Origin of the sequence: Cryobacterium sp. Y62 (genome assembly GCF_002929785.1) — a bacterium.
Lineage (GTDB): Bacteria > Actinomycetota > Actinomycetes > Actinomycetales > Microbacteriaceae > Cryobacterium.
Window position 1 is genome coordinate 13,682 of record NZ_PJJK01000103.1, and the last position, 23,238, is coordinate 36,919.

A 23,238-nucleotide genomic window follows, 5' to 3' on the forward strand; every position below is an offset into this window, starting at 1 on the left:
TCCTGTTGATTGAAAATGCTAGAAACGGATGCTGTCAGTGCTGGCGGTAACGCTGGCCAGCACGTCGGGCAGTACCTCCACGCCGATGCCCGGCCCAGTGGGCACCCGCAGGTGACCGTTTTCCAGCTCGAACGGTGCGGTGAGGTCCTGCGCGAAGTACCGGTTCGAGGCCGAGGTATCCCCCGGCAGTACGAAGTTCGGCAGCGCGGCGAGGGCCACGTTCGCTGCTCGGCCGATGCCGGTTTCGAGCATGCCGCCGCACCAGACCGGCACGCCGTGCGCCGCAGCGACGTCGTGGATGCGCCGGGCTTCGAGGTAGCCGCCGACCCGGGCCGGCTTCACGTTGATGATGCTGCAGGCACCGAGAGTGATCGCCGTCGCGGCGTCGCGGGCCGATTCGATCGATTCGTCGAGGCAGATCGGTGTGGAGATGAGCCTGGCCAGGTTGGCGTGGCCCAGCATGTCGTCCTCCTTCATCGGCTGTTCCATCAGCACCAGGTCGAAGGGGTCGAGCCGGGCAAGGTGACGGGAATCGGCGAGGGTGTACGCGGTGTTCGCGTCAACTTGCAGCAGCACGTCAGGGCCGAACTTTTCGCGCACCGCTTGCACCGGGGCCAGGTCCCAGCCGGGTTCGATTTTCAGTTTGATGCGCAGGTAGCCCTCGGCGAGGTAGCCGGCGACGGCGTCGAGCAGTTCGGGGATGGAATCCATGATGCCGACCGAAACGCCAGCCGGCACGGTGTCCCGCACTGCGCCGAGGTGACTGCCGAACGAGACACCGGTGCTTTTCAGTTGCGCGTCAAGGATGGCCGTTTCGAGCACAGCCTTGCTCATCATGTGGCCTTTGACCGGCTCCAGGGCTGTGGCGACCAGTTCGGCACTGAGCCGGTCGCCGAGTGCCTGCAGCCGAGGCACGAGGTGGTCGCGAATAACCAGGTCACTCGCGTCCAGAAATTCGGAACTGTACAGGGGGTGCGCGTCGGCGGCACACTCGGCCCAGCCTTCGGCATCCGCTGTGATCACGCGCACCACGGTCACCTCACGCTCGGTCGAGGTGCCGAACGAGGTGCGGAACGGCCGCACCAGCGGCAGGCGCACCCGGCGTAGCTCGATGGTCTCAATTTTCATGCTGTTCCTCCTGGTGAGAGTCGGTACCAGCCGTCACGGCTGACCCCGCGGGCTATCTGCCCCGAAGCGAATACGTCGGTAAAGATAGAACGGATGCTGCGCCGCCACTCGGCCGCGAGCTGTGAGTTCTGCGCGCGCAGCGCCACAATGTCGGTCGGGACCCGGCACCACAGAGAGTCAGCCGCCGCCACGAGCACGGGGTCGCCGTCGGGGCCTTCTCTAAGCACATCGCTCGGGCTGTGGGAGGGGCGATCGACCGGTGTCGGGCGGTTCTCGCTGCAGGCGACCGATTCTGCGCTCGTGAGCGGCCAGACCGCGACCAGGCGGTCGCTTTCGTCGTTGGCGTTCATATCGCCCTGCATCGGGCCGTAGAAGTCGATGGCGTACTCGCTCGCGCAGGCGCCGAGTTTACTGAGGTTGAAGCGGGCGTTGCGGCTGACCAGAGGGTCGAAGGTCCAGGTCATTTCGGTCAGGTCGCGGGCCAGACCCCAGGCCCGCTGGTGCTGCTTCAGGGCGAAGCCGACGCCGCGATCACTGATTCCGGGCAGCACCCCGGCAATCAGGGAGTACATCGACGCGGACTTCGGGGTAACGATCGCCGCAGCGGCGCCGACGAGGCGGCCGGTCTGGTCGCGGGCAGCTGTGACGTTGCAGCCCGCGTGGCTGATGCTGCGCAGCAGCTCGGACGGCATCGCGCTCTCGCCGGGCGGCAGCAGCCAGACCGTATTGAACAGCTGTTCGATCTCGAGCAGCCCCGCGAGGCTGCCCTCGTCGCTCACTCGCACACGGGCCGATTCGGCGGCGACCAGCGCGGCGGCCCGGGCCTGCTCGGTGATTACGACGAGGGACTGTTGCGGGGACATCTGCCCAGTGTGGTCGGGTCGCAGCCCCCGATCTTTAGCGCTTAGCATCAAGAAAGAGCCTGGTTATGGTCGTGCAGCACAAAGCGGATGGGTATGGTGGACGAATGACTAGCGTCGGGTTGCCGGTCGGTGACCTGTTCGCGCTGGCGAATGCGATCGCCGCGATGGTCGGCGGCGCGACCGCGATCGAAGACCTGCAGACTCGGGTCCTCGCGTATTCCACGCTGCCAGACCAACCGATCGATGGCACCAGGCGCGATGGCATTCTGGGCCGTCAGGTGCCCGACCTGCCCGATAACGCCGAAGCCTACGCCTCACTGTTTCGGACGTCCGGCGCAGTTCGGTTACCCGGGGCGATGACACCGAACCTGCCGGGCGAACCCGCCGTGCCGGTGGGGCTGGCCCGATTGGCGGTCGCCGTGCGGGCCGGCGCCGAGCCCCTCGGGTCGATCTGGGTCGTCGACGTTACCGGTTCGCTCGACGATGCTGCCGCCACCGAGCTTGAACGCGCGGCAGCCATCGCAGCGCTGCACATTCTGCGCGCCCGCAGCGCGGCCGACCTGGCTCGGGCGCAACGCGCGGTGCTGCTGCGCCGGCTGCTCGACGGTGATGCGGATGCCCGACTCGTCGCCGCCCAGCTCGGCCTCGACTTGGCCGGCCCGTTCGTGGCTCTGGCGTTTCGACCGCAGTTCGGCCCCGCGGGCGACGAGTTGCGCCTGAACCGGCTGGTTGATCTGGTGGCGATGTCCTGCGAAGCGCACCAGAGCGGCACGGAGTGTGTAGCTATCGGCACCACGATCTACGCCCTGTTTTTCGGCGGGCAGCTCGACGACACACAACTGATCGGCATTGAGGCAATGGCCGCTCGATTGGTGACCCGGGCTACGGCAGCGATGCGAATCGTGCTGCGGGCATCCGTTGGCTCGCGGGTGACCAGAGTCGACACGATCAGCCGGTCACGGCGGGACGCGGATTTGGTCCTCCTGCTGACGGACCATTCAGCCGACACCGGCCCGGTCGTCAGCGCGCGGAACGTCGGCAGTCGGCTGAGTCTGCTCGAACTCGGGCAGGTGCTTCGGGATACCCCGCGGCTATTTTCGGCACAGGCGCAGGCGGTGCTCGACCTCGATGCCCGCGCCGGCACCGAGTATGCCGCGACCCTGCGCACCTACCTCGACTGCGGGCGAGACTCGGCCAGAACGGCCACCTTGCTGTCGGTGCACCAGAACACGCTGCGCTATCGTTTGCGGCGGGTGCACGACCTGTTCGGAATCGACCTCGACAACGCCGACGACACGCTTACGTTGTGGCTGAGCCTGCGGGTGGGCGACTAGCTGTGTTGCAGCACCGCGAGGCTCGCGCTGCGGCAGCGTCCACCGCACAATAGTGGAGTGATACGTAAACGAGTGCGGGCCCACGGCGAGGTGCAGGGCGTCGGATTCCGCTACCACGCCGCTGCCAAAGCCCGGCATTTGGGACTCGTCGGGTACTGCCGCAACCGCTCGAACGAAACGGTGGAACTCGAGATCGAGGGTTGGGAGGCATCCGTTTTGCGCATGTTGCGCTGGCTCGAAACCGGCCCACGGTATGCCGTCGTCACGACGCTCGAGATGAGCGACATCGCCGCGACCGGCGAAAGCGACTTTCAGATCACCGACTAGGGTCAAATCGCCCCCGACGCTGGCGTAGCGTTGCGTTATGACCGCGCGCGAGGGCCCCGTCGGGGGACGCCAATGACGACGCGCACAGCGTTCGCACTGGCGCGCCTCGGTCTGGCCGGAGCCGGACTTTTCGCCCTGAGCGGCTATTTCTACTACACGCTCGGGGTCGCGACCTTTGCCATCGCGAATTTCTTCAGCTACTTCACTGTGCAAAGCTCCATCGCAGCGGTCGCCGTGATCGTCACGGCGGCCATCGTGGCACTGCGACGGCCGATCGACCCGGCCTGGCTCGACATGTTGCGCGCCATGGTGACGACCTACATTCTGGTCTCCGGGGTGGTCTACGGCATCATCGTGTGGCAGTCCTCTGGCGCTAACTATTCCATCGAAGTGCCGTGGTCGAGCCGGCTGCTGCACTTCATCATTCCGGCCCTCGCCCTGATCGACTGGATGGTCGACCCGTTCAAAGCCCGCCTACCGTGGAAATATCTGGGCTGGGCCATCGTGTTTCCTATTGTTTGGCTCGTGTTCACGCTCATCCGCGGGCCGATCGTCGGCTGGTATCCGTACTTCTTTCTCGATGCCCGGCAGGTCAGCGGCCCCGGTGAGACCGTGTTCTATTGCCTGATCATCGTGGCAATCATCACGGGAATTGCTGCGCTGCTCACCTGGATCACCCGATTGAAGCGGATGCCGCGGCACCTGCTGCCACCGTGGCGTTCGTCGCTCTGAGCCGCGCTACCCTGCGTCGGGAACGGCCAGGAAGGGCTCGAGTGCGGTGAGTGCGGCCGACAAGAACTGCTCGTCATCGAGCTCGGACAGCCGAGTGGCGTTCTCGGCGGCGACGACCCCCATGAGAATGGGCTCCCCGGTGAGCGGCATCATGTTCACCCAGACCGGAAAATCGGCGTCTTCGCCGACGATGGTCCAGACCCGGGCCTCGGTGTCCCAGAACGCCTCGTCGAAGCGCAGCCAGACCTTGTCGAGAACCCCCATGCCCAGGGCAGCAATGGCACCGCGATGCGCGAAGGGCAGCGCCGGCGAAAATTCGATCGCGGCAGTCTGCAACACGCCAAGCGGCACAGTGAGAATGACCCGGTCGGCCGAGAGCGACTCACCGGTGCCGAGACGCAGACTCACGCCACCGTCGTCGTGGGCAACCCGGTTGACCACGCTCGAGAGCAGCAGCTCCAGACCGTCGGCGTCACTTTTCAGCAGCGTGGAGTAGCCGCCCACCACCATCTGGTCGTCCTCGGGGGTACCGATGTCGGTCGTGTACCAGGCGGACTGCTGACTCGGCGTTGCCCCGGTTTCGACCTTGAGCTTCGTGGCAATCTCGTACTCAAGCCAGTCGGCATCCGACAGGCCGTTGGAGTCGGGCGTACTCGAAAGTTTCGCTTCACCCGAATCGATGAGGGCACGTTCAACCGAAACGTCCTGCTGCTGATTCGCCGCCCAGTCGAGGGCGTCCGTGACAGTCTGAGCGCCCAGCGTTGATACCTCGACGATCGCCCCCGCGCGGGTACGCACCTCCGGAGTGCGCACGAACGGCAGCAGGCTAACCCCGAGCGCGGTCAGCTCGTCGCCCGGAAAGTTGTCAGAAGTACGGTGCACGAACGACGGCCCCCGTTCGATCGGAAAGGGCCAATCATCGCTGACGGTGTCGATGCGCCCGCCAATGCGGTCTCGCGCCTCGATCACGACGACGTTGTAGCCGGCATCGACGAGTTGGCGGGCCGCGGTAATGCCGGCAATCCCGGCGCCGACGATGGTGATGCGTTCGCCGGGAGCCGCGACATCCTGCACCCGCCCGGCCGCGAGCAGGCCGGACGCGCGGGCGCCTTGCACCGTGCCGGGCGCGTCCACTGCTGTGGCTTCACCGGCGAAAAACACCCGAGCATCGACGGCCTGACCGAGCGCAACGCGGTGTTCCGGGGTAGCTCCAACGGCGGCGTAGCTGAAGGATCCGCGGGAGAAGGGATCGCTGGACCAATTGGTGCGGGAAACGGAGAGCGGCTGCGGAACCAGTGAGGGCATGAGCGTGCTGGGCGCAACGGATGGCGTCGGCACTGGCTCCGGCGCAACGCACGCAGCAAGCGCCAGGACTGAAAAACCCGACGCCGTGCCGAGCAGAAAAGTGCGCCGCTTCACGATCGGTCCAGCCCAGAATGGTCAGTCAGTCCGGCGCCAGTCATGAGTCCAAACTACCGCAGACCGTCTGCTCTTGACATTCTCTCCCTTGGGTAGTTAGTTAGTTACATAACCAACTAACCAATGAACCGGTAGCAGGCGGCAGCATCCACTTTTGAAAGCAGGCAGTCCTTGATCGAAGCGGGTAAACCGATCTTCGTGCAGATCGCGGAGCAGATCGAGAACGACATCATCGATGGCGTCATCGAGGAGGAGACTCCCGTGCCCTCGACCAATGAATTCGCGGCTTATCACCGCATCAACCCGGCCACCGCGGGAAAGGGCGTCAATCGCCTGGTGGAAGGAGGCATTCTCTACAAGAGGCGGGGAATTGGAATGTTTGTAGCATCCGGAGCGCGGGAACGACTTATCGGCGCTCGCAGGGAACAGTTTCGGGCCAACTTCGTGGGCCCACTGTTGAGCGAGGCCGCCAAGCTCGGCATCACCGCGGAGCAGGTCGCCGGCATGATCAACGAAGAATCCGTGACCGAAAGAAAGGCGAGCAACTCATGAACCTCACCGACCCAGCCGTGCGCGTCACCGGCGTCACGAAGAAATTCGGGGCCTTCACCGCGATCGACGACGTGAGTTTCACGGTCGAAGGCAACAAGATCTACGGCTTGCTGGGCCGCAACGGCGCCGGCAAGACCACCCTGATGCAGCTGCTCACCGGGCAGCAGTTCGCGACGAGCGGCACCCTCGAGGTGTTCGGAGCCTCGCCGGTGGAGAACGCGCGAGTGTTGCAGTCGCTCTGTTTCATCAAGGAGAGCCAGAAGTATCCCGACAGTTTTCGGGCCGATCACGTGCTGGCGAGCGCGCCGTGGTTTTTCGCCAACTGGGACGCGGACTTCGCAGCCCAACTGGTCGATGACTTTCGGCTGCCGCTGAAGCGACCGATTAAGAAGCTGTCCCGCGGGCAGCTCTCGGCGGTCGGCGTGATCGTGGGACTCGCCTCGCGCGCGCCGCTCACCTTCTTCGATGAGCCCTATCTCGGGCTCGATGCGGTCGCGCGGCAGATCTTCTACGATCGTCTGCTCGAGGACTACGCCGAGCATCCGCGCACCGTCATCTTGTCGACGCACCTCATCGACGAGGTCAGCAACCTGCTCGAGCACGTTATCGTCATCGACGAAGGCCGCATTCTCATGAACCAAGACGCCGACCAACTGCGAGGTACCGCGAGTACCGTCGTCGGCAAGAAAACGGATGTCGATGCCTTCGTCGCCGGCCGCGACATCATTTCCCGAGATGGCATCGGCGGGCTCGCCTCGGTCACCGTCGGCGGCCTCGGCGAAGCCGAACGGGATGCGGCGCGGGCGGCCGGGCTGGAACTTTCGCCCGTGTCGCTCCAACAGCTGATCGTGCAGCGCACGACGAGCACGACGAGCACGACCGGGACCACCGGCCATGCGGGCGGCAGCGCGCCGTCCGGCCGGGCCGACCGATCTGGCCGTGCTGGGGGTTCTGGCCGTGCTGGGGGTTCTGACCGTGCTGGCCGTGCTGGCCGTGGCATGGGCCACCGGAGCGGTCGCACCGACACACCCGCCGATCAGACCGAGAGCAAGACCGACGCTTGGAGTGAACGCTCATGACTTCCACCGATTTGCTGACCGGCGCGCCGGCATCCGTTCACCCACGCAGCGCTTTGACGCGCATCTGGAACGTGGTGCGGCTGCACCTCGTCGACCGTCGCACCTATATCGGAATCCCGTGGCTGATCGTGGGAATGGCCTTCGTGATCACCGTGTTCATTGCTCAGATCATCGGTTTCACGACCGGCGGCCTCGGCACCCCCGGCGCTATCGAGGGCCAACGATACAGCTGGGCGGTGCTGTCGCCGCAGTGGTATCTGATCGTGGTCGGCGTACAGGCGATCTCGTTCGGGTTTCCGCTCGCGCTCGGATTCGGCGTCACCCGGCGGGACTTCTACCTTGGCACTGCGCTGCTGTTCGTGCTGATCTCGGCCGGTAACGCCGTAGCCTTCGCGGTGCTGACCCAGCTCGAGAAGCTGACCGAGAGCTGGTGGATCGACACCTACATGTTCAACGCGCTCTGGCTCGGCATCGACGGCTTCTGGGTTGACCTGTTCTCGTTCTTCGTGATGCAGCTGCTGGTGTTCTTTATCGGCGCTTCGGTGGCGACCATCTATATGCGCTGGCGCATGCCCGGCATGCTCGTATTCTGGAGCTCATTCGCCTTGGGTCTCGTCGGCACCGTCACGATCATCACGTTCACAAGCAGCTGGCCGACGGTCGCCGTATGGTTTGCGGCGCAGGGAGTGGGCGACATCTTTGCCTGGCTGCTGATTCCGGCGGCACTAGCCGGCTTCGGCGGGTTCCTGGCCCTGCGGCGGGCCACCCCGAAGAATTAGAAGAACTAGGGCAGCTGGCCCCGCCTCACGTTCCGCTGCGGGGGCTAATTCAGGAAATCCGGCCGGGCAGGGTCCTGGCAACCCGTGTTTTCGGGGTTGTGCGTGTTCGTCCGGCCGGGATTTCCTGATCTAGCCACCACGAACGGCCACGCTGGAGCCCGTGCACACAACTCCTGCAAATTCTGGCCGGCGCAAAGTGGATGCCCGCAATTTCGGCCAATTTTTCTGCCGCGGCCCCAAATTGCAGGAGTTATGCGCAGTCCCGGGGGCTAATTCAGGAAATCCGGCCGGGCAGGCTCCTGGTAGCCCGTGTTTTCGGGGTCGTGCGTGTTCGTCCGGCCGGGATTTCCTGATCTAGCCACCACGAACCGGTGTGACGGGGGCGGGGCGAGCAGCTAGACGGGTTCCGGTCCGGTCAGGAAGCTGTCGACCACGAGGGCGCGCACCTTCGGCAGCAGTTCGGTGGTGAGCGGCTGCTCATCGGCGTCGAGCAGCTGGGCGAGCGCTCCGATGATGGCACCAACCGCGAGGTCGCCGTCGCAGGCACCGACCAGTCCGGCCAGGGCCGTGTCGAGCGGCACGGAGCGCCCGAATCCGCTGCCCTGGTGCAGGGTCATCAGCGTCGGGTCTTGCTGCCCGGGCCAGTAGTGCCGTTCCTCGGTGACGTCGGAAGCCACGGTGAGGTTCGTGCGCAAGAGGTGCGCGTCATCCGTTCGAGCCTGCCAGTCGTGCGCGGCGAGGCACTCGGCGAGGTGCGTGCCGAGGCCAGCCGGGTTGTGGCCAAGAGCTTCGGGCAGCCGTTCGAGGCGGCGCAGGGTTGGGCCACCGCCGGTCAGCGGCCGAGTCACCTGGCTCGACGCGACGGCGTTAGATGCGGTGGCTTCATCGCCGGCCGGCCGGCGCAGCAGCAGGTATCCGAACCNGCCGGCGCAGCAGCAGGTATCCGAACCCGACCCGGCGCACACCGCGTGCCTCGAAGTCGTTCAGCCAGGCCTTGTACAACCGGTCGAAGTCGGGGCCGGGTCGGGTGCCGCCGTCGCGGATCCAGGTCTCGGCGTACTCGCCCGGCGATTGTACTTCGCGCTCAATGATCCACGCGTCGAGTGCCGACGAAGCGGATGCCGCCGGTGACGCTAGCGGGGATATGGCCACCGACGTTGACTCAGCCGACGTTGCCCCGGCCGACGCGGACTCGCCGGCGACCGGTGTGAGCCAGCGCTCAAGCCGTTCGAAGGCATCCGTCTCATCGTGATATTCCCAGTTGCCGAGCAGCTGCACGACGCCGCCGGGGGTGAGATGGTCGGCGGCACCGCGCACGACGGCCTCGACCAGGGCGTCGCCGACCATGCCGCCGTCGCGATACTCGTAGCTCGGCACGCCCTCGGCGCGCGGCGTGATTACGAACGGCGGGTTCGAGATGATGTGATCGAAGAACTCCCCCACCACAGGCTCGAACAGGCTGCCGAACCGAAACTCAATATTGTCGATCTCGTTGAGCTCGGCGTTCAGCGCCGCTAGCTCGAGCGCGCGCATCGAAATATCGGTCGCGACGACGTGCTCGGCGTGCCGCGAGGCGTGCATGGCCTGGATCCCGCAGCCGGTTCCGATGTCGAGCGCCCGCTCAATTGGGGTCGATATCAGGAGTCCGCTGAGGGTGCGGGAGGCGCCGCCGATGCCGAGAACGTGGGTTTCGCCAAGCGGATGCCCGAGCGCCAACTCCCCCAGATCGCTCACTATCCACCAGCTGCCGGCGCCGTGCGCGTCGATGAAGCTGTACGGGCGCAGATCGACGAGCGGGCGCACGCCAGCCGAACCGTGCGCCGCCACGAGCCCAAGCTCCTCGGCGCCCGCTGCCCCAAGCGTCGGAAGCGCGGCCTCGAGGTCAGCGCGCGGCACTGCGCCGCCGAGTAGGAACAGCCGGGCGAGGGTCGCGGCGGGCTCGTTCCGGCCGAGTTTGGCGGCGAGCGCGGCGAGCGCCCGCTGCGCCGGAACCCGCTGGTTGCGGCGCAGCGCAGCATCCGCTTCGATACCCCACAATCCGGTCAGACCTGGTACCGAAAAGTGGGCGGCGGCGAGGTCGGTGCGCAGGCGGGGTATGAAAGTTACAGAAGTCACCCGTCTATTCAACTCGATCTGCGCCCCGTGCCCGAACGTCTTGCCGGTAGATCGACGACCGCCGAGCCGAGCGACCATTGCACCCGGTGTGTCGTGAATTCGACCGGCATTACGTACCCCGCCGGTCACAGCCAGCGCATCGTGAACGCGCGGGCCACGAGCTCGTTAGCCGGCGGCAGCGTGAGCGAACGCACGAGGGCATTGCGAACGCCGAGCCGCAGGCCGTGGGCTGGCCGGCCCATATTCATGTTGAATCCGGCCTGCACAACCGCGCGGTGAGCGGCACTCCGGCGGGAACGGTCATAGCTACCCAAAACGGATGCCGCCGCGCCCGGCTCGAGCAGCGCTCGCTGCAGCGCCGGGGCGAGTGCAACGGCGTCGAGCCAGCCGAGGTTCATGCCCTGCCCGCCGATCGGACTGATCTGATGCGCGGCATCGCCAACCAGTATGTTGCGGCCCGCGTGCATGCGCCTCGCGAGCCGCTGCTGCACGGCGAAGGCGCTCGCTGCCCCGAGCGGTTCGGCCACCCTGACGCCGGTTCGATGACGGATGAGCGCGGCCAGGTCGGCGCTGTCAGCTTCTGTGGCAAGAAAATCGGTCATCGCCACCCAGCGGCGCCGACCGCCGGGCAGGGGAAAGGATTCCACCACGCCGCCGCGCTCGAAATAGAGCACCGCACCGGTGTCGCCCGGATCGGGGTCGGCGAAGTCGCCCATGAGATAGGTTTCGCTGCAGCCGAGCTGCCGCCAGGTGATGCCGGCCGCCGCCCGCACCGTACTCCGGGCGCCGTCCGCGCCAATCACATAACGGGCCTCGATTGGGCCGGCGTCGGTCGAAAGCGCGACGACATCGCCGCGATCGTGCACTCCGGTCACCGTCACACCGCTGCGATACCGACCCGGCCGGAGTTGGTCGAACCGGGCGCGCAACAAGGCCTCCGTCTCGTATTGCGGCAGCGCTACCACAAACGGATACCCAGGCGCTGCTCGCTCGAACGACAGCTGCCCGAGCTGGCGGCCGTCGCAGCGCACCTCCCCTTCGCGAATGCGCACCGCCCGGTCGAGCAGGGCCTCGGCGACGCCGATTCCAGCGAGAGCACGGAGGGACGGCGGGTGGATGCCGATCGCCCGCGAGCGCAGCGACGACCGCTCGCGCTGCTCGACTACCTCAACATCGAGCCCGCCGACGGCGAGCACACAGGCGAGCATCGTACCGACCGGCCCGCCCCCGACGATGACAACGTCACGCATCCGCCACTTCCCGACTTGGCACGGGCCACGACGGCCAGACGATCACAACGTCACGCATCGGGCCGGTCAGGCGTGAATTCAGGCACGTGGTCAGGCTCAGACCCCGGCCGCTTGACCGTCTCTTCGGGCGCATCGGCGGCAGATGCAGGTGCGCGCCCGGGATCGCCGCCTGCCAAAGTCGCAGCATTAGTCGCGAACTCGGGCGAAGCATCCGCTGGCACAGCCTGCGTCGGCGCGTTCCAGCTCAGCTCCAATCGCGATGGCCTGCCGCGCGACACGGTCCATCCGACCGGAACCGCGGCCCGCAGCTCGTTCGCGGTGTAGCTGCGTTGAATCGAGGTAAGCCCGTCCGGCCGAATGTAGGAGTGCCGAAAGAACGGCCAGGTGCCCGCAGCGAACCCGAGATAGGCGCAGTTCGAGCGCTCGAGATCGGCGTGCAGCACCCGGCGACGCGCGAGCGCCTCGGAGTCCACGAGCAGCCCCTTGAGCTCGTCGACGCTCAGGTGGTGCAGCACATGGTTGGAGACCACGAAGTCAAAGTGCTCGCCCTCCGCGACGAGATCGGAGCTCAGCGCCCGCCGAAACGACAGACCGGCAATCTTCGGCTGCGACGTCGCGAACACGTGCGCGCGGGCATCCGGATCGACGCCGGTCACCCTCAGCCGCAGGCCGTCACGCACCGCCCAGCCGGCCAGTGCCCGCGACACATCGCCGCCGCCCGATCCGACATCGAGGAGTGTCAGTTCGGTCGTGGTTGACAGGGCAGGGCGGATGCTGCGGCGATAGATCCCCCACCAGCCAGAGACGACCGCATTGACCACGCGAAAATCCTGATAGGTGCGGGTGAGCATGGTCGGGTCGCAGAGCGGGGAATCCATGATCTCAACCGCGTCGTGGGCGCGCACGCGCAGGGAGGGAAGGGCCATTCAGCCCTCGATCACGGTCATCAGGCCGGACTCCACGGTGAGTCCGGGGCCGAACGCCATGGTGCAGACCCGCTCGCCGTCGGCCGTAGCTGGGCCGTCGAGAATGGCCTTCATCACGAACAGGATGGTCGCGCTGCTCATATTGCCGTTGGTGCGCAGCGTCTCGCGCGAGGGCAGTAGCTGGTCGGGTCGCAGCTCAAGCTTCGCCTCTGTCTTGTCGAGAATGCTGCGGCCACCGGGGTGGATCGCCCAATGCTCGATCACCGAACTGAGCGAGGCGGGGGACGCGACGGGGGTACCGATAGCTGAGGCAGCATCCGCGTGGACGGGAGCATTGAGCTGCGCGGTGATCGACACATCGCGGGCGAACAGCGGGGCGAGCGCGCTCTCGATGTGTTCGTCGATGATGTGCGGAACGTAGGTGCTCAAAGTCATTTCGAAGCCTTCGTCGCCGATTTTCCAGGCCATGTCGCCCTCGCCGACCGGGGTGATCACCGTTTCGAATAGGTCGAGGCCGAGAGCCTTCTCGCCCGGCAGCGGAGCGCGGGAGCTGACAATACCGGCGGCCGCGCCGTCGGAGAACAGTGAGGAAGCGATGATGGTGTCCGGGTCGCTCGAGGTACGCAGGTGCAGCGAGCAGAGTTCAGCGCTGACCACGAGCACCACTGCGTTCGGGTCGGCTTGGACAAACTGCTTCGCGGTGCGCAGGGCCGGCATCGAGGCGTAACAGCCCATGAATCCGAGGTGGTAGCGCTGGGTGCTGGCCTTCAGGCCGAGCTCACGCACGAGCATGTAGTCAGGGCCTGGCGCGTAGAAACCGGTGCAGGAGACGGTGACAACGTGCGTTATGTCTTCGGGACGAATGTCGGGGCAGGAGGCGAGCGCCCGGCGGCCGGCCTCGACGAACAGCTTGGTGCCCTCCGTGATGTAGAGCTCGTTGCGCACCCTGGTGCTCGGCATGAGCAGCAGCTGTTGCCGTGCGTCAAAGAACTGCGGCTCGGCTGAATCATTGTCGAGGGTGAGCTCGTCGATCACGGTATGTCGGGTTTCGATTCCGGATACGTTGAAGCTGGTGTTGACCAGGCGCCCCGCGAGCCGACTGAGACCGGGCTGGGCGGCGAAGATGTCGCGCACCTGCTCTTGGATCAGAATCGTCGGGGGAACTACGGTCTGGAGCGCTCTCAGAATGACGGCCATGAGCCATGGTTGCACGCGACTTCTCTTCCGTACAGCCCTCCAGCGCCGAAAAATCGGGCCCGACACAGCTTTTTGGAGGCCTCAGGCCACCGAAACCCGAACGGGTAACGAGCAAAATCTACGGAAGGCGGGCGAACAGCCGAGTTCCGCTGAGCGCGAGCAGTAGGCCTGCGGTAACGATGGCCGCGACGCCACCGAGATAGGCGACGACGGTACCCACTGTTCCGACGCTGTCGAACAGGCTGCTGTTCACCACGAGGGTCGCGACAAAGGCCAGCACGGAGACAGCACCGAAGCCGACCGACAGCCAGCGAATAACGCGAATGGTGGATCTGCGAAGGCCGATGAAGGCGGGCCACCGCGAGCTGGAGCCGTCGCCGGCAGCGCGCGGAAACACCCCGACCCGCGGCCAGGCCAGCATGGCACCGGCCAGGCAGCCCCAGAGGGCAACCCAGAGCAGCCCGGCAATCACGTCACTGGGCCGATGCCACTGATTGGCGAGCGTTGCGACCCCGGCCAACACGGCGAAGGCGGTGCCCCAGCCAGCCACCATCGGCCGGGTACGCGGGCTTGCCACCAGAAACACAACGAGAGCGGATGCCGCCGCCACCGTCGTATGCCCCGACGGGAATGAGTTTCCCGCATAACCCTCGACGGTCAGGTCGGGCCGGGCCAAAATGCCGTACTTGAGCAGTTGCGCCGTCGCAGTCGCGGCCCCGGCCGCGATCAGGGCGATTAGAAGGGTCCGCCAGTTGCGGCGCACGAGCGCGATGATCGCGGTCAGCACGACGCCGAACACCACGGCCACATCGGGCACGGAGTCGAGCACCCGGCCGGTGAACGGAGTGATGCTGCGACGGCCGAATTCGGCGCCGTTATACGCAAGCTGGTCGGCTTCCTGGCCAGCGTGGCTCCGTACAAAGAACAGGTAGAGACCGACGAACACGAGTGCTATCAGCGCGGCTCCGGCGAGGTAGCCAAACGACCCCTGTAGCGGAGGGTTCGGTTTGAATCTGATGCGCACGATCAAGGATGCCACAGCAAGGCTGAGAGCCTGAGCGGGTCAGCCCGGAACCCAGGGCTCAGGATCGAAGCGCGGTCCAGCCCACAGGCCGCCTTTCCAGGCTTGGAACGGCTGGCTCGCAGCCCCGAGCAGTGCCACCGGGGCTTGCCTACCGCGTCGCGAGCACGACCTTGCCGCGCAGGTGCCCGGCCATCAGGTGGCGGTAGGCACCCTGAACCTGCTCGAGTGGGAATACCCGATCGATGGGCAGCACGATCTCGCCGCTCGCGATCAGCGCGGAGAGGGCGCGCAGGTCATCAATGTCCGCGGCTTGTCCGCCCACCTCGGTGATGCCGGCGTCGGCACGATAACCGCGCGCGGCGATCGTGTTGATCCGACTTCCGGGAACACCCAGCTCGAGGGCTGCATCAATCGTCGCCGCGCCGTTGTAATCGAGGACCGCGGTCACGGTCGATGCGGTCGCGCGCACCCGATCAATGAGGCCATCGCCGTAGGCGACCGGGATGACCCCGAGGCCGCGGAGAAAATCATGGTTGCCCGGGCTCGCCGTGCCGATGACGGTCGCGCCGGTGCGCAGGGCGAGCTGGCCCGCGAGAACACCGACTCCGCCGGCCGCGGCGCCGATCAGTACGGTATCGGCGGCGGACAGATCAAGGGAGGCGACACTCGCCCAGGCAGCGCGCCCGGCAATATCGAGGGCACCGGCCTGCTCGAAGGAAAGCCCGGCCGGTTTTGGGAGCACCCGGGTCGCGTCAACAACGACGAAGTCGGCCTGGGCGTGCATCCGCTTGCCGCCGAAAACGGCGTCACCGATCTGAAAACCGACGACGCCATCACCCAGCTCGTCGATGACGCCCGCGAAATCGTTGCCGTTGCCGCATGGGGGAACCGCTTCGTAGCGCAGGGCTGCGGGGCCGCCACGGAAGATCTTGTAGTCGACCGGGTTGAGGCCGGCGGCGTGCACGCGAACGCGCACCTCCCCCCGACCGGCCTGCGGCTGCTCGTCGTTCACAATGCTTAGAACGTCTGGGCCACCAAATTCCTCAATGCGTACGTATCGAGCCATGCGGCCAGCCTAGGGCACGGGTCATGAGCACGATTCAATAGCGACACTTGCCCATTTACCCCGCCCGGTGCAGCATTAAGGTGTGGCGTACACCGGTTGTTCAAGTACATCTGATCGAATAGTGTCAAGCATCGTGAAAGCGCGCCGGCAAAGCGCGTCCGCGACAAACGAATGGATGCTCCGTGAGCTTTCGAACGGCTGAATACCCCCGGCCGGACCATTTCCTGTTACACCTGAGCGACACCCACTTGCTGGCGGGAGGCTCGAAACTCTATGGCAGCGTTGACGTCGAAGCCCGCCTGGCCGAGCTGTTCGCCGAGGTTGAGGCCTCAGGGGCACAGCCAGAGGCCATCGTCGTCACCGGTGATCTCGCCGACAAGGGTGAGCCCGGCGCCTACCAGCTGCTGCGTCAGATCGTCGAACCGGTCGCCGCTCGCCTCGGCGCGCGGATCGTCTGGGTCATGGGCAACCACGACAATCGCACGGCTTTTCGCACCGAGCTGTTCGGTGAGCTGGCCAGCGACGCCCCGATCGACCGGTCCTACGACCTCAACGGCCTACGACTGATCACTCTCGATACCTCGGTACCCGGCCACCATTACGGCGCCGTGAGCGAGCAGCAACTGCTCTGGCTCGCCGAGGAGCTACGTGTACCGGCCCCGGACGGCACGATTTTGGCAATGCACCACCCGCCGATTCCGAGCGTGCTCGACCTGGCCACAGCCGTGGAGCTGCGCGATCAGCAAGCCCTGGCTGACGTGCTGCGCGGCACCGATGTGCGCAGCATCATTGCCGGCCACCTGCACTATTCATCAATGGCCATGTTCGCCGACATCCCCGTGTCGGTGGCGTCGGCAACCTGCTACACGCAAGACCTCAACGTGCCCGTCGGCGGAACCCTCGGGCGCGATGGTGCCAGAGCGTTCAACCTGGTGCACGTCTACCCCGGCACAATTTTGCACTCAGTTGTTCCGCTCGGCCACTATCCGACGCTCGATTATGTGGATGCCGCCGAAAGCGCGCGTCGTCTGCGCGCTTCCGGCGTCGAAATTACGCCGTCGGAAACTCTGCCTGCACTGCGTCAGCCGCCAATGACGCGGCCAATTCCGGTTCTGCGCTAGCGGCTAGACTGGTCCGCTCCCACGGTGCCACGATCGGAAAGTACAGGTTTAGAAACTCAGTTACAGCGGCCCGGCGCACATCGGGCGTGATTTCCGGGTGGCTCCCATCATTGAGACAGAACATGTCCTGATCGCGGTGCTTGCGCAAATGGTTCATCTGCCGCAGGGCGATGCGCAGGGTCGTCTCGATGTAGAGCGAGCGCACCTGGGTCTGCGCAACCGCACGGCCGGTCATCAATGCATAGTAGTGATACAACGAATTGGTGACCGAGATGTCGGTCGCCGAGCGGAACCGGCTGGCTGCCGTGCGGCTGAAGTCCTCGGGAAACTCCCGCTCCAACTCAAGCAGCACGCTTTTGCGCATGGGCGCCGGCGTGTGCTCAAGGTGGCGGGTAGTGACCTTGCCGAAGCGGCCACGAAGCAGAGCACGGTTTACCCGTGCGGCGTTCTCAAACCCGCTGCGCGTCGGGTCGTTCTCGCCCAGACCGATTCGAGTGGCTGCTTCCACAAACTTGGTCACGCCGCCCGGCGAGAAGAACAGCTCGGGCCCGACCGGACGGCCAAAGAACATGTCATCGTTCGAATACAGAAAGTGCTCAGCAAGCCCCGGAATGTGCTGCAGCTGGCTTTCCACGGCGTGCGAATTGTGGATGGGCAGCACGCTCGTGTCGACGAAGAAATCTTCGCTGCGCATGATCGTCACGCGCGGATGCTCAGCGAGCCACTCCGGTGCCGGAGAATCGGTTGCGATGAAAATGCGACGAATCCACGGGGCGAACATGTAAACACTGCGCAGGGCGTACTTGAGCTCGTCGATCTGGCGAAAACGGGCATCCGAATCGTCGCCCTCGCCAACGACATAGGCCTGCATGCGCTTGGCACGTTCCCGCTGAAACTCGTCGCTCGAGCCGTCGACCCAGCTGAATACGAGATCGATGTCAAATGTGACGTCACTCGCCAGGTCGTCGAACATGTTCTGCAGGGTCAGCCAGGTGCGCCCGTACAGGTCGATCGTCGTTTCGCGGGCCTCGGAGCGCGGCAGCCGGGTGCGCATGAGTGCGTTCTCGACCGGCGCGATGATTTCGTCTTCACCGAAACGCCACAATTCGAGCTGAAACGCGGTCTGAGCCCCGTAGCGCAGGCGTCCAATCGGTTCGATCCGCGGGCGGTAGACCCGAAAAACCGACGACTTGCGCAACACCGTAAGAGCGCCGTCGGCGAGGAGAAATTGCTGGTTCACGTTGCCGCCCTGCGGCTTGGCGTAGAAGGGTTCATTGGCGAACGCCTCGCTAAGCACCTGGGTGATTTCCTTGCGACGCTTGCGGTCAACAGCGATGACCGGACGGTTGTGGTCGCCGCGCACGAGCAGAAAGTCGATTCCACCGCGGGTGAGGGCGTCGTAGACGGCGACGAGGTCTTTAACCATGGACTCGTGTGGCGTGTAGTGGCCATTGATCAACGCGATCTCGCCCTTGCGCACGACTACGTCATCCCTGTTGAAGCGGCGGGTGCGGGCATCCGGTGTGATCAACACCAATTCGGGCTCGTTGCTCAGGGAGAGAGTCGGGATCAAGCCGGTGTTCGTGGGCGGTTCGGGTTCGTTCGAGTCGTAACCGACGGAGTCGGGGCGAAAAGCGTCGGTGTCAAAAATGTCACCGCCGGAGGAATCGGGGTAACCGACTTTTGGGGATTCCGTGCGCGCATCCGGTTGTGCGTCTGGAATATCGAGTGTCGCCATGGTCCTCCTTGAAAAAGTGGAGCACTCAAACACGGGGCAATTCGAGCCTGTCCCGGGGAGTGCGGCCGAAAAAGCCGGCGTGAACGCTGCTCTGCCTGTGTCTCGAACAGCTGATTCGCAGGAAACATGGTGCCGCCGAGATTCTCGATGAGCGACCAGCGGCCGGTGACACGCAGGGGCGTTCCCCCAGTGTACGTCCCCGATGCCGGTAGTTTGCTGCGCCCACGCGTCAACGGGAGCGTACCTGCGAAACGGATGCTGAGGCATCCGTTTCGCACAGTCGGTGCGCGTTAGAGAGCGGAGATGCCGAACAGGCCGATGAGCAAAGCCATGAGCAGAATGGTCACGAGTTCGTGGGCCAGGTTGAGCCCGGTGAGGCTGGTCGGGCGGCGGTCGAAGGCGTCGTGGGTGACCATGCGAGCTGCGGTGAATCCGGCCCCGAGGATGAACCCGGTGAGTAGGGTATTGAACAGAAAGTCGCCGCCGTAGAAGTTCTGGGCGATCGCTTCGGCGCCGGCCAGCACGAGGCGGTGACGGAGCTGACGATGATCGTGATGGCGCCGGTGCCGCTGCCCCTAATGTTTTCTTCGGTGTGTCCGATGGCTTTCATCCAGTACCGGCCAAAGACTGCGCGGGTGTACCAGATTGAGCCGACGAGCATGCTCGACACAGTGGCCAGGAGCACGGCCCAGATGTTGATTTCGGGAACCATGAGGGATCCTTTCGGCTGGTCCTCAGGAACGGGACGGATATCGCGACGTTAGTGCGTGGTTGCCGTGCCGAGGTGCTGCCGTTCGGCCACGATTCGGACCATGCGGTCTGCCGTCGCGGCCCGGGGCGGGAGCTCGGCCGGTTCGGTGACCGGAAGCTGGCAGACGAAATCGCGACACAGGTAGGCGGTGGGCTGGCCACTCGGCGCGGTTCGGGCTTCGAAAAGGTCGAAGCCGGCGTCGGCGAAGGCGCGGGCCTGCACCTCGAAAATGGATGCGACGACGCCCGCCGAGTGGCGGCGCGCGAGGTCCAGCAGAGTGACGGGGTGCGGGGTGGCGGTAGCCGCGTTTTCATCGCTCGGGTCGCGCGAAACGATGACGAGCTGCTCAATCGGGGTGCTGAGGTCGTCGAACAAGCGCAGCGCTGCGCCAAAGGCGAGTGGACGCTGCGGGGCGAGAGCGGCGACCACAGCGAGACCGGCCTGCGCTGCCCGCCGATAGCGATCGTCGCCGGTGAGGCGGTGCAACAGCAGGGCGGCCTCGGCCGTCGCGGACAATCCGGAGGGGTAGGCACCCTCCGAAGAATCGACGGCGCTGACTAGGCCCTGCGCGCTAAGCACCGGATCCGGGCCGTGCGGCGGACGGAAAACGACCGTGTCGGTGGTGTCCAATAGGGTGCTGTCGAGCAGGTGACGAGCCTGGGTGGCGTACGTTACGTCACCGGTGACGAGTGCGAGTTCGAGGAGTCCACGTGAGTACATGCCGTAGTCCTCCAGCGTGGCCCTGGCGCTAGAGCTGCGGGCAGTGGATGTCTGGTCGGCGGCGGCCTGGTCAGCGGCGGCCTGGTTGGCAACGGAAGCGCGTACCAGGGAGCCATCGGCGCGCTCGTGATGCTGGTGCAGGTACTCGGCTGCGCGGCGGGCGGCGGCGATGAGGTCGGGCCGGTCGAAGGCGAAGCCGGCGCGGGCCAGGGACTGGATGGCGAGGCCATTCCAACCGGTCAGCACCTTCTCGTCGAGCGCCGGTGGGGTTTGCCGGAGGCGTTCACTCGCGTCGAGTGCATAGTAGCCACCCTCGACCCGTTCGCCTTCGACTGTGCTCTCCGAGTCCTGCGCGCTCGCGAACCCGCCGCTCGGCAGCTGCAGCACGGTGCAGAGAAAGCCAGCGATTCCTTCGGCCACCTGACGGGCCCACGCTTGGCCGGTCATCATCCAGGCACGGGTGTACAGGCCGAGCAGTTGGGCGTTGTCGTAAAGCATGCGTTCGTAGTGCGGATCGCTCCAGTCCCGGTTGACCGCGTAGCGAAAAAAGCCACCCTCAATCGAGTCCCGCAGCGGTGACTCACCCATGAACTTGAGCGTGCGCAGCGCGAGGTTGGGGCCATCGGCGACGAGCGCCCCGTGCCCGAGCAGAAAGGAGAGTGCCGGCGCCACCGGAAATTTCGGTGCGCCGCCGAAGCCGCCGAACAATGCGTCTTCGTAACCCACGAGCTCGGTGACGGCTCGGTCGAGTGCTTCGGCGCTGGGCTGTGCGAACGCCACGGCCGCTCCGCCCGACGTTGAACCGGTCGCCGCCGTGAGCTGCCGGCCCGACTCGACGAGCATCTCGGCCACCCGCGCTGCGCCCGCCGTCACGTCGTCGCGGCGGGTGAGCCAGGCATCCGTTACCGCGGTGAGAACATCGCGGAACGACGGGCGCCCCGGCTGCCCGACCGGTGGAAAATAGGTTCCCGCGTGAAAGGCCTGGCCGTGGGGGGTGACGAACACATTCAACGGCCAGCCGAGTCCGTCCGTGAACGCGCTCGCGGCGGCGAGGTAGCTCGCATCGACGTCAGGATGTTCCTCACGGTCAACTTTGATGCTGACGAAATGGGCGTTCAAGTATTCGGCGATCACAGGGTCGCTGAAGGATTCCCTGGCCATGACATGGCACCAATGGCAGGTGGAATAACCAATCGACACCAACACCGGAACGTCGCGCTCACGGGCTTCGGCGAACGCCTCAGCGCACCAGCCGAACCAATTAACCGGGTTGCCGGCGTGGCTACGCAGATACGGGCTGATGGCGTCGGCGAGGTGATTGGGCATGCTCCATTCTGCTCCCGGGGTACGACTTTCGGCGAGCCCCGGCCAATCCAAGAGACGACGCGCGAGCTACCCGACGCCCCGCAGCACCGGAAGACGACGTTGCACGCGCACCCAGACCACGAAGCCGATGATGGTGAATGCTCCGTAGAACAGATACAACACGGCGGAGGCGTAGTAGCCGGCGCTGATCAGCAGCGGCACCCCGACCACGTCCACGGCCACCCAGATCAGCCAGAACTCGGTCCACCCCTTGGCCATGCCGTAGGTCGCGAGCAGGGAACCGGTGAAGATCCAGGCATCCGCCCAGACCGGTTCGAACGAGCCGAGCGCGCGAAAGATCGGGGTGAGCACGAGGGTGCCGGCGACAAGTCCAAGGCCGAGCAGAATGCGAGTGCGATTGCCGGCCCAGTGCGGCGCAACGGCAACGTGCACGGAGGAATTGCGGCTGCGTTGCCATTGCACCCAGCCGAAGATCGACACGACGATGAACATGATCTGGCGACCGGCCTGCCCGAGCAGGTTGACCGGGTTCGGCGTACCGAAGACGGCGCCGAGGAACACGGTGAATAACAGCGCGTTGCCGACGATCCCGACCGGCCAGGCCCAGATCTTGCGACGCATGCCCCCGACCGCGCTCGCAATTCCAAAGACGTTACCGACGACCTCACGCCAGAGAATGGTCTGAGTGCCGATCTGCAACTGGGCGTCGAACAGCCATTCAATTGGATTCATGGAGAACTTTCTGCCAACCGGCACGCACTCGCGCACCCGCGTTCAAAAAAACGCAGCGCCTTCAAATCTACGCCGGTGCAAAACCGGATCTGGCCGCGTGCCCGCGGACGACACAGCACTGGCCGCGCCGACCAAGGGTCTGCGCGGACACTCAGTCAAACGGATACTGCGCGCTAGTTGACCTCGTTGGGGTGCGCTGAAACGCGACCGGCGCGCTCGAGCGCCGAGATCATGGTCACCTCGGTGCGTGTCAGTTCAAAGTCAAACACGTCGAAGTTCTCGGTCATGCGCGCGAGGCGGTTCGACTTGGGGAAGAGGATGTTGCCCGTCTGCAGGTGCCAACGAATGACGATTTGCGCGGGAGACTTGCCGTGCGATTCGGCGGCATCCACTATCACCTGCTCGTCGAACAGGGGGTACTTGCCTTGGCCGAGGGGGCCCCAGGCCTCAATATTGATACCGTTTTCGCGGGCGAATGCTGTCACCTCGAGCTGCTGGTGCGCCGGGTGAAGCTCAATCTGGTTCACGGCCGGCACGATACTCGTCTCGTGTAGCAGACGGTCGAGGTGCGGCACCAGAAAGTTCGAGACGCCGATGGAACGGGCACGGCCGGACTCCTGAATCTTCTCAAGGGCTTTCCAGCTCTCGACGAACTTGTCGTTGGCCGGTGCTGGCCAGTGGATCAGGTAGAGGTCGACGTAGTCGAGACCGAGCTTCTCGAGGCTCTCCTCGAAGGCGTCAAAGGCTGATTGGGTGCCCTGACGGTCGTTCCAAAGTTTTGTGGTGATGAACAGTTCGGAGCGGTCGATACCGGAGGAAGCGAGGGCCTTGCCCACGCCCTCCTCATTGCCGTAGACGGCGGCGGTATCGATGTGGCGGTAACCGACCGAGAGCGCGTCGGCCACGATGCGGGTGGTTTCGGCGGGTTCGACCTTGAACACGCCAAAACCGAGCTGCGGAATCGTGTGGCCGTCGTTGAGGGTGATGGTGGGAACAGATTTCGTCATCGCCCCAGCCTATAAGCCGGTGTCCTCGACACTCCCTCCCAACCCCCAATGT

At 65.3% G+C, this 23,238-nt stretch carries 22 protein-coding genes and 1 pseudogene; 7 read left to right on the forward strand and 16 right to left on the reverse strand.

Features of this window, described 5'->3' with window-relative positions; genetic code table 11:
- Nucleotides 1–18: 18 nt before the first annotated feature.
- Nucleotides 19–1,128: an o-succinylbenzoate synthase gene (menC, locus tag CXY71_RS08740; protein WP_104135255.1), complete on the reverse strand. Its 1,110-nt coding sequence runs from the start codon at nt 1,126–1,128 to the stop codon at nt 19–21.
- Entirely contained in the window at nt 1,125–1,991 is an 867-nt protein-coding gene (locus CXY71_RS08745; protein ID WP_104135256.1) for a chorismate synthase, read from the reverse strand. The genes menC and CXY71_RS08745 overlap by 4 nt, the downstream gene beginning before the upstream one ends.
- A gap of 104 nt (nt 1,992–2,095) precedes the next feature.
- Between CXY71_RS08745 and CXY71_RS08750 the strand changes: the two genes are divergently transcribed.
- From CXY71_RS08750 to CXY71_RS08760, 3 genes are all read left to right on the forward strand, one after another.
- The gene (locus tag CXY71_RS08750; RefSeq protein ID WP_158253033.1) at nt 2,096–3,325 is read left to right on the forward strand and encodes a CdaR family transcriptional regulator; all 1,230 of its coding nucleotides are present in this window, start codon (nt 2,096–2,098) and stop codon (nt 3,323–3,325) included.
- A 57-nt stretch (nt 3,326–3,382) separates the two neighbouring features.
- The gene (locus CXY71_RS08755; RefSeq protein WP_104135258.1) at nt 3,383–3,652 is read left to right on the forward strand and encodes an acylphosphatase; all 270 of its coding nucleotides are present in this window, start codon (nt 3,383–3,385) and stop codon (nt 3,650–3,652) included.
- 72 nt (nt 3,653–3,724) lie between these two features.
- Nucleotides 3,725–4,384, forward strand: a complete 660-nt coding sequence (locus CXY71_RS08760; protein ID WP_104135259.1) for a Pr6Pr family membrane protein — start codon at nt 3,725–3,727, stop codon at nt 4,382–4,384.
- Nucleotides 4,385–4,390: 6 nt separating this feature from the next.
- On the opposite strand, the gene CXY71_RS22445 is transcribed toward CXY71_RS08760, so the two are convergent.
- Nucleotides 4,391–5,803: a flavin monoamine oxidase family protein gene (locus tag CXY71_RS22445; protein WP_104135260.1), complete on the reverse strand. Its 1,413-nt coding sequence runs from the start codon at nt 5,801–5,803 to the stop codon at nt 4,391–4,393.
- Between the two features lie 171 nt (nt 5,804–5,974).
- On the opposite strand from CXY71_RS22445, the gene CXY71_RS08770 reads away from it, so the two are divergent.
- The 3 genes from CXY71_RS08770 to CXY71_RS08780 are packed head-to-tail and all read left to right on the forward strand — an operon-like array spanning nt 5,975 to nt 8,213.
- Nucleotides 5,975–6,355, forward strand: a complete 381-nt coding sequence (locus CXY71_RS08770; protein WP_104135261.1) for a GntR family transcriptional regulator — start codon at nt 5,975–5,977, stop codon at nt 6,353–6,355.
- Nucleotides 6,352–7,434, forward strand: a complete 1,083-nt coding sequence (locus tag CXY71_RS08775; RefSeq protein ID WP_199184261.1) for an ABC transporter ATP-binding protein — start codon at nt 6,352–6,354, stop codon at nt 7,432–7,434. Before CXY71_RS08770 ends, CXY71_RS08775 begins: the two co-directional genes overlap by 4 nt.
- Nucleotides 7,431–8,213, forward strand: coding sequence for a hypothetical protein (locus tag CXY71_RS08780; protein ID WP_104135262.1), 783 nt, complete (start codon nt 7,431–7,433; stop codon nt 8,211–8,213). Before CXY71_RS08775 ends, CXY71_RS08780 begins: the two co-directional genes overlap by 4 nt.
- Before the next feature lie 395 nt (nt 8,214–8,608).
- On the opposite strand, the gene CXY71_RS22630 is transcribed toward CXY71_RS08780, so the two are convergent.
- The 7 genes from CXY71_RS22630 to CXY71_RS08815 all read right to left on the reverse strand — a co-directional run bounded on the left by CXY71_RS22630 (nt 8,609) and on the right by CXY71_RS08815 (nt 15,791).
- Nucleotides 8,609–9,061, reverse strand: a complete 453-nt coding sequence (locus tag CXY71_RS22630; RefSeq protein ID WP_146072783.1) for a hypothetical protein — start codon at nt 9,059–9,061, stop codon at nt 8,609–8,611.
- 34 nt (nt 9,062–9,095) lie between these two features.
- The gene (locus CXY71_RS08790) at nt 9,096–10,328 is read right to left on the reverse strand and encodes a methyltransferase (RefSeq protein ID WP_368665875.1); all 1,233 of its coding nucleotides are present in this window, start codon (nt 10,326–10,328) and stop codon (nt 9,096–9,098) included.
- 125 nt (nt 10,329–10,453) lie between these two features.
- Nucleotides 10,454–11,578, reverse strand: a complete 1,125-nt coding sequence (locus tag CXY71_RS08795; protein ID WP_104135265.1) for an NAD(P)/FAD-dependent oxidoreductase — start codon at nt 11,576–11,578, stop codon at nt 10,454–10,456.
- 50 nt (nt 11,579–11,628) lie between these two features.
- Nucleotides 11,629–12,504, reverse strand: coding sequence for a class I SAM-dependent methyltransferase (locus tag CXY71_RS08800; protein WP_104135266.1), 876 nt, complete (start codon nt 12,502–12,504; stop codon nt 11,629–11,631).
- Nucleotides 12,505–13,701 carry a type III polyketide synthase gene (locus CXY71_RS08805; RefSeq protein ID WP_104135267.1) on the reverse strand — a complete coding sequence of 399 codons (1,197 nt, stop codon included), beginning with the start codon at nt 13,699–13,701 and terminating at the stop codon, nt 12,505–12,507. It lies immediately after the preceding gene.
- A gap of 118 nt (nt 13,702–13,819) precedes the next feature.
- A complete protein-coding gene (locus tag CXY71_RS08810; protein ID WP_233204566.1) occupies nt 13,820–14,725 on the reverse strand; it encodes a phosphatase PAP2 family protein in 906 nt (301 codons plus the stop codon).
- Nucleotides 14,726–14,873: 148 nt separating this feature from the next.
- Complete coding sequence (locus tag CXY71_RS08815) at nt 14,874–15,791, reverse strand: NADP-dependent oxidoreductase (RefSeq protein WP_104135269.1); 918 nt, start codon at nt 15,789–15,791, stop codon at nt 14,874–14,876.
- A gap of 182 nt (nt 15,792–15,973) precedes the next feature.
- Between CXY71_RS08815 and CXY71_RS08820 the strand changes: the two genes are divergently transcribed.
- Nucleotides 15,974–16,912: a phosphodiesterase gene (locus CXY71_RS08820; RefSeq protein ID WP_104135270.1), complete on the forward strand. Its 939-nt coding sequence runs from the start codon at nt 15,974–15,976 to the stop codon at nt 16,910–16,912.
- On the opposite strand, the gene CXY71_RS08825 is transcribed toward CXY71_RS08820, so the two are convergent.
- The 6 genes and pseudogenes from CXY71_RS08825 to CXY71_RS08845 form a co-directional block, all read right to left on the reverse strand.
- Complete coding sequence (locus CXY71_RS08825; protein ID WP_104135271.1) at nt 16,842–18,650, reverse strand: stealth family protein; 1,809 nt, start codon at nt 18,648–18,650, stop codon at nt 16,842–16,844. The two genes, CXY71_RS08820 and CXY71_RS08825, sit on opposite strands and share 71 nt — an antisense overlap.
- 290 nt (nt 18,651–18,940) lie before the next feature.
- A complete protein-coding gene (locus tag CXY71_RS22635) occupies nt 18,941–19,174 on the reverse strand; it encodes a DUF1761 domain-containing protein (protein ID WP_368665876.1) in 234 nt (77 codons plus the stop codon).
- A 68-nt stretch (nt 19,175–19,242) separates the two neighbouring features.
- Nucleotides 19,243–19,362, reverse strand: a pseudogene (locus CXY71_RS22640) (DUF1761 family protein); the annotation flags it as partial.
- 48 nt (nt 19,363–19,410) lie between these two features.
- On the reverse strand, nt 19,411–21,447 hold the full coding sequence (locus CXY71_RS08835) for a thioredoxin domain-containing protein (RefSeq protein ID WP_104135272.1): 2,037 nt from the start codon (nt 21,445–21,447) through the stop codon (nt 19,411–19,413).
- 66 nt (nt 21,448–21,513) lie between these two features.
- Nucleotides 21,514–22,179, reverse strand: a complete 666-nt coding sequence (gene pnuC / locus CXY71_RS08840) for a nicotinamide riboside transporter PnuC (protein ID WP_104135273.1) — start codon at nt 22,177–22,179, stop codon at nt 21,514–21,516.
- A 173-nt stretch (nt 22,180–22,352) separates the two neighbouring features.
- The gene (locus tag CXY71_RS08845) at nt 22,353–23,186 is read right to left on the reverse strand and encodes an aldo/keto reductase (protein ID WP_104135274.1); all 834 of its coding nucleotides are present in this window, start codon (nt 23,184–23,186) and stop codon (nt 22,353–22,355) included.
- Nucleotides 23,187–23,238 lie beyond the last annotated feature (52 nt).

What these genes read in the sequence shown, in the direction of transcription:
- CXY71_RS08835 (WP_104135272.1), bottom strand. Translation starts at nt 21,447, where the DNA reads ATGCCCAATCACCTCGCCGACGCCATCAGCCCGTATCTGCGTAGCCAC.
- CXY71_RS08805 (WP_104135267.1), bottom strand. Translation starts at nt 13,701, where the DNA reads ATGGCCGTCATTCTGAGAGCGCTCCAGACCGTAGTTCCCCCGACGATT.
- CXY71_RS08845 (WP_104135274.1), bottom strand. Translation starts at nt 23,186, where the DNA reads ATGACGAAATCTGTTCCCACCATCACCCTCAACGACGGCCACACGATT.
- pnuC (WP_104135273.1), bottom strand. Translation starts at nt 22,179, where the DNA reads ATGAATCCAATTGAATGGCTGTTCGACGCCCAGTTGCAGATCGGCACT.
- CXY71_RS08780 (WP_104135262.1), top strand. Translation starts at nt 7,431, where the DNA reads ATGACTTCCACCGATTTGCTGACCGGCGCGCCGGCATCCGTTCACCCA.
- CXY71_RS08800 (WP_104135266.1), bottom strand. Translation starts at nt 12,504, where the DNA reads ATGGCCCTTCCCTCCCTGCGCGTGCGCGCCCACGACGCGGTTGAGATC.
- CXY71_RS08760 (WP_104135259.1), top strand. Translation starts at nt 3,725, where the DNA reads ATGACGACGCGCACAGCGTTCGCACTGGCGCGCCTCGGTCTGGCCGGA.
- CXY71_RS08775 (WP_199184261.1), top strand. Translation starts at nt 6,352, where the DNA reads ATGAACCTCACCGACCCAGCCGTGCGCGTCACCGGCGTCACGAAGAAA.
- CXY71_RS08815 (WP_104135269.1), bottom strand. Translation starts at nt 15,791, where the DNA reads ATGGCTCGATACGTACGCATTGAGGAATTTGGTGGCCCAGACGTTCTA.
- menC (WP_104135255.1), bottom strand. Translation starts at nt 1,128, where the DNA reads ATGAAAATTGAGACCATCGAGCTACGCCGGGTGCGCCTGCCGCTGGTG.
- CXY71_RS08750 (WP_158253033.1), top strand. Translation starts at nt 2,096, where the DNA reads ATGACTAGCGTCGGGTTGCCGGTCGGTGACCTGTTCGCGCTGGCGAAT.
- CXY71_RS08745 (WP_104135256.1), bottom strand. Translation starts at nt 1,991, where the DNA reads ATGTCCCCGCAACAGTCCCTCGTCGTAATCACCGAGCAGGCCCGGGCC.
- CXY71_RS08795 (WP_104135265.1), bottom strand. Translation starts at nt 11,578, where the DNA reads ATGCGTGACGTTGTCATCGTCGGGGGCGGGCCGGTCGGTACGATGCTC.
- CXY71_RS08825 (WP_104135271.1), bottom strand. Translation starts at nt 18,650, where the DNA reads ATGGCGACACTCGATATTCCAGACGCACAACCGGATGCGCGCACGGAA.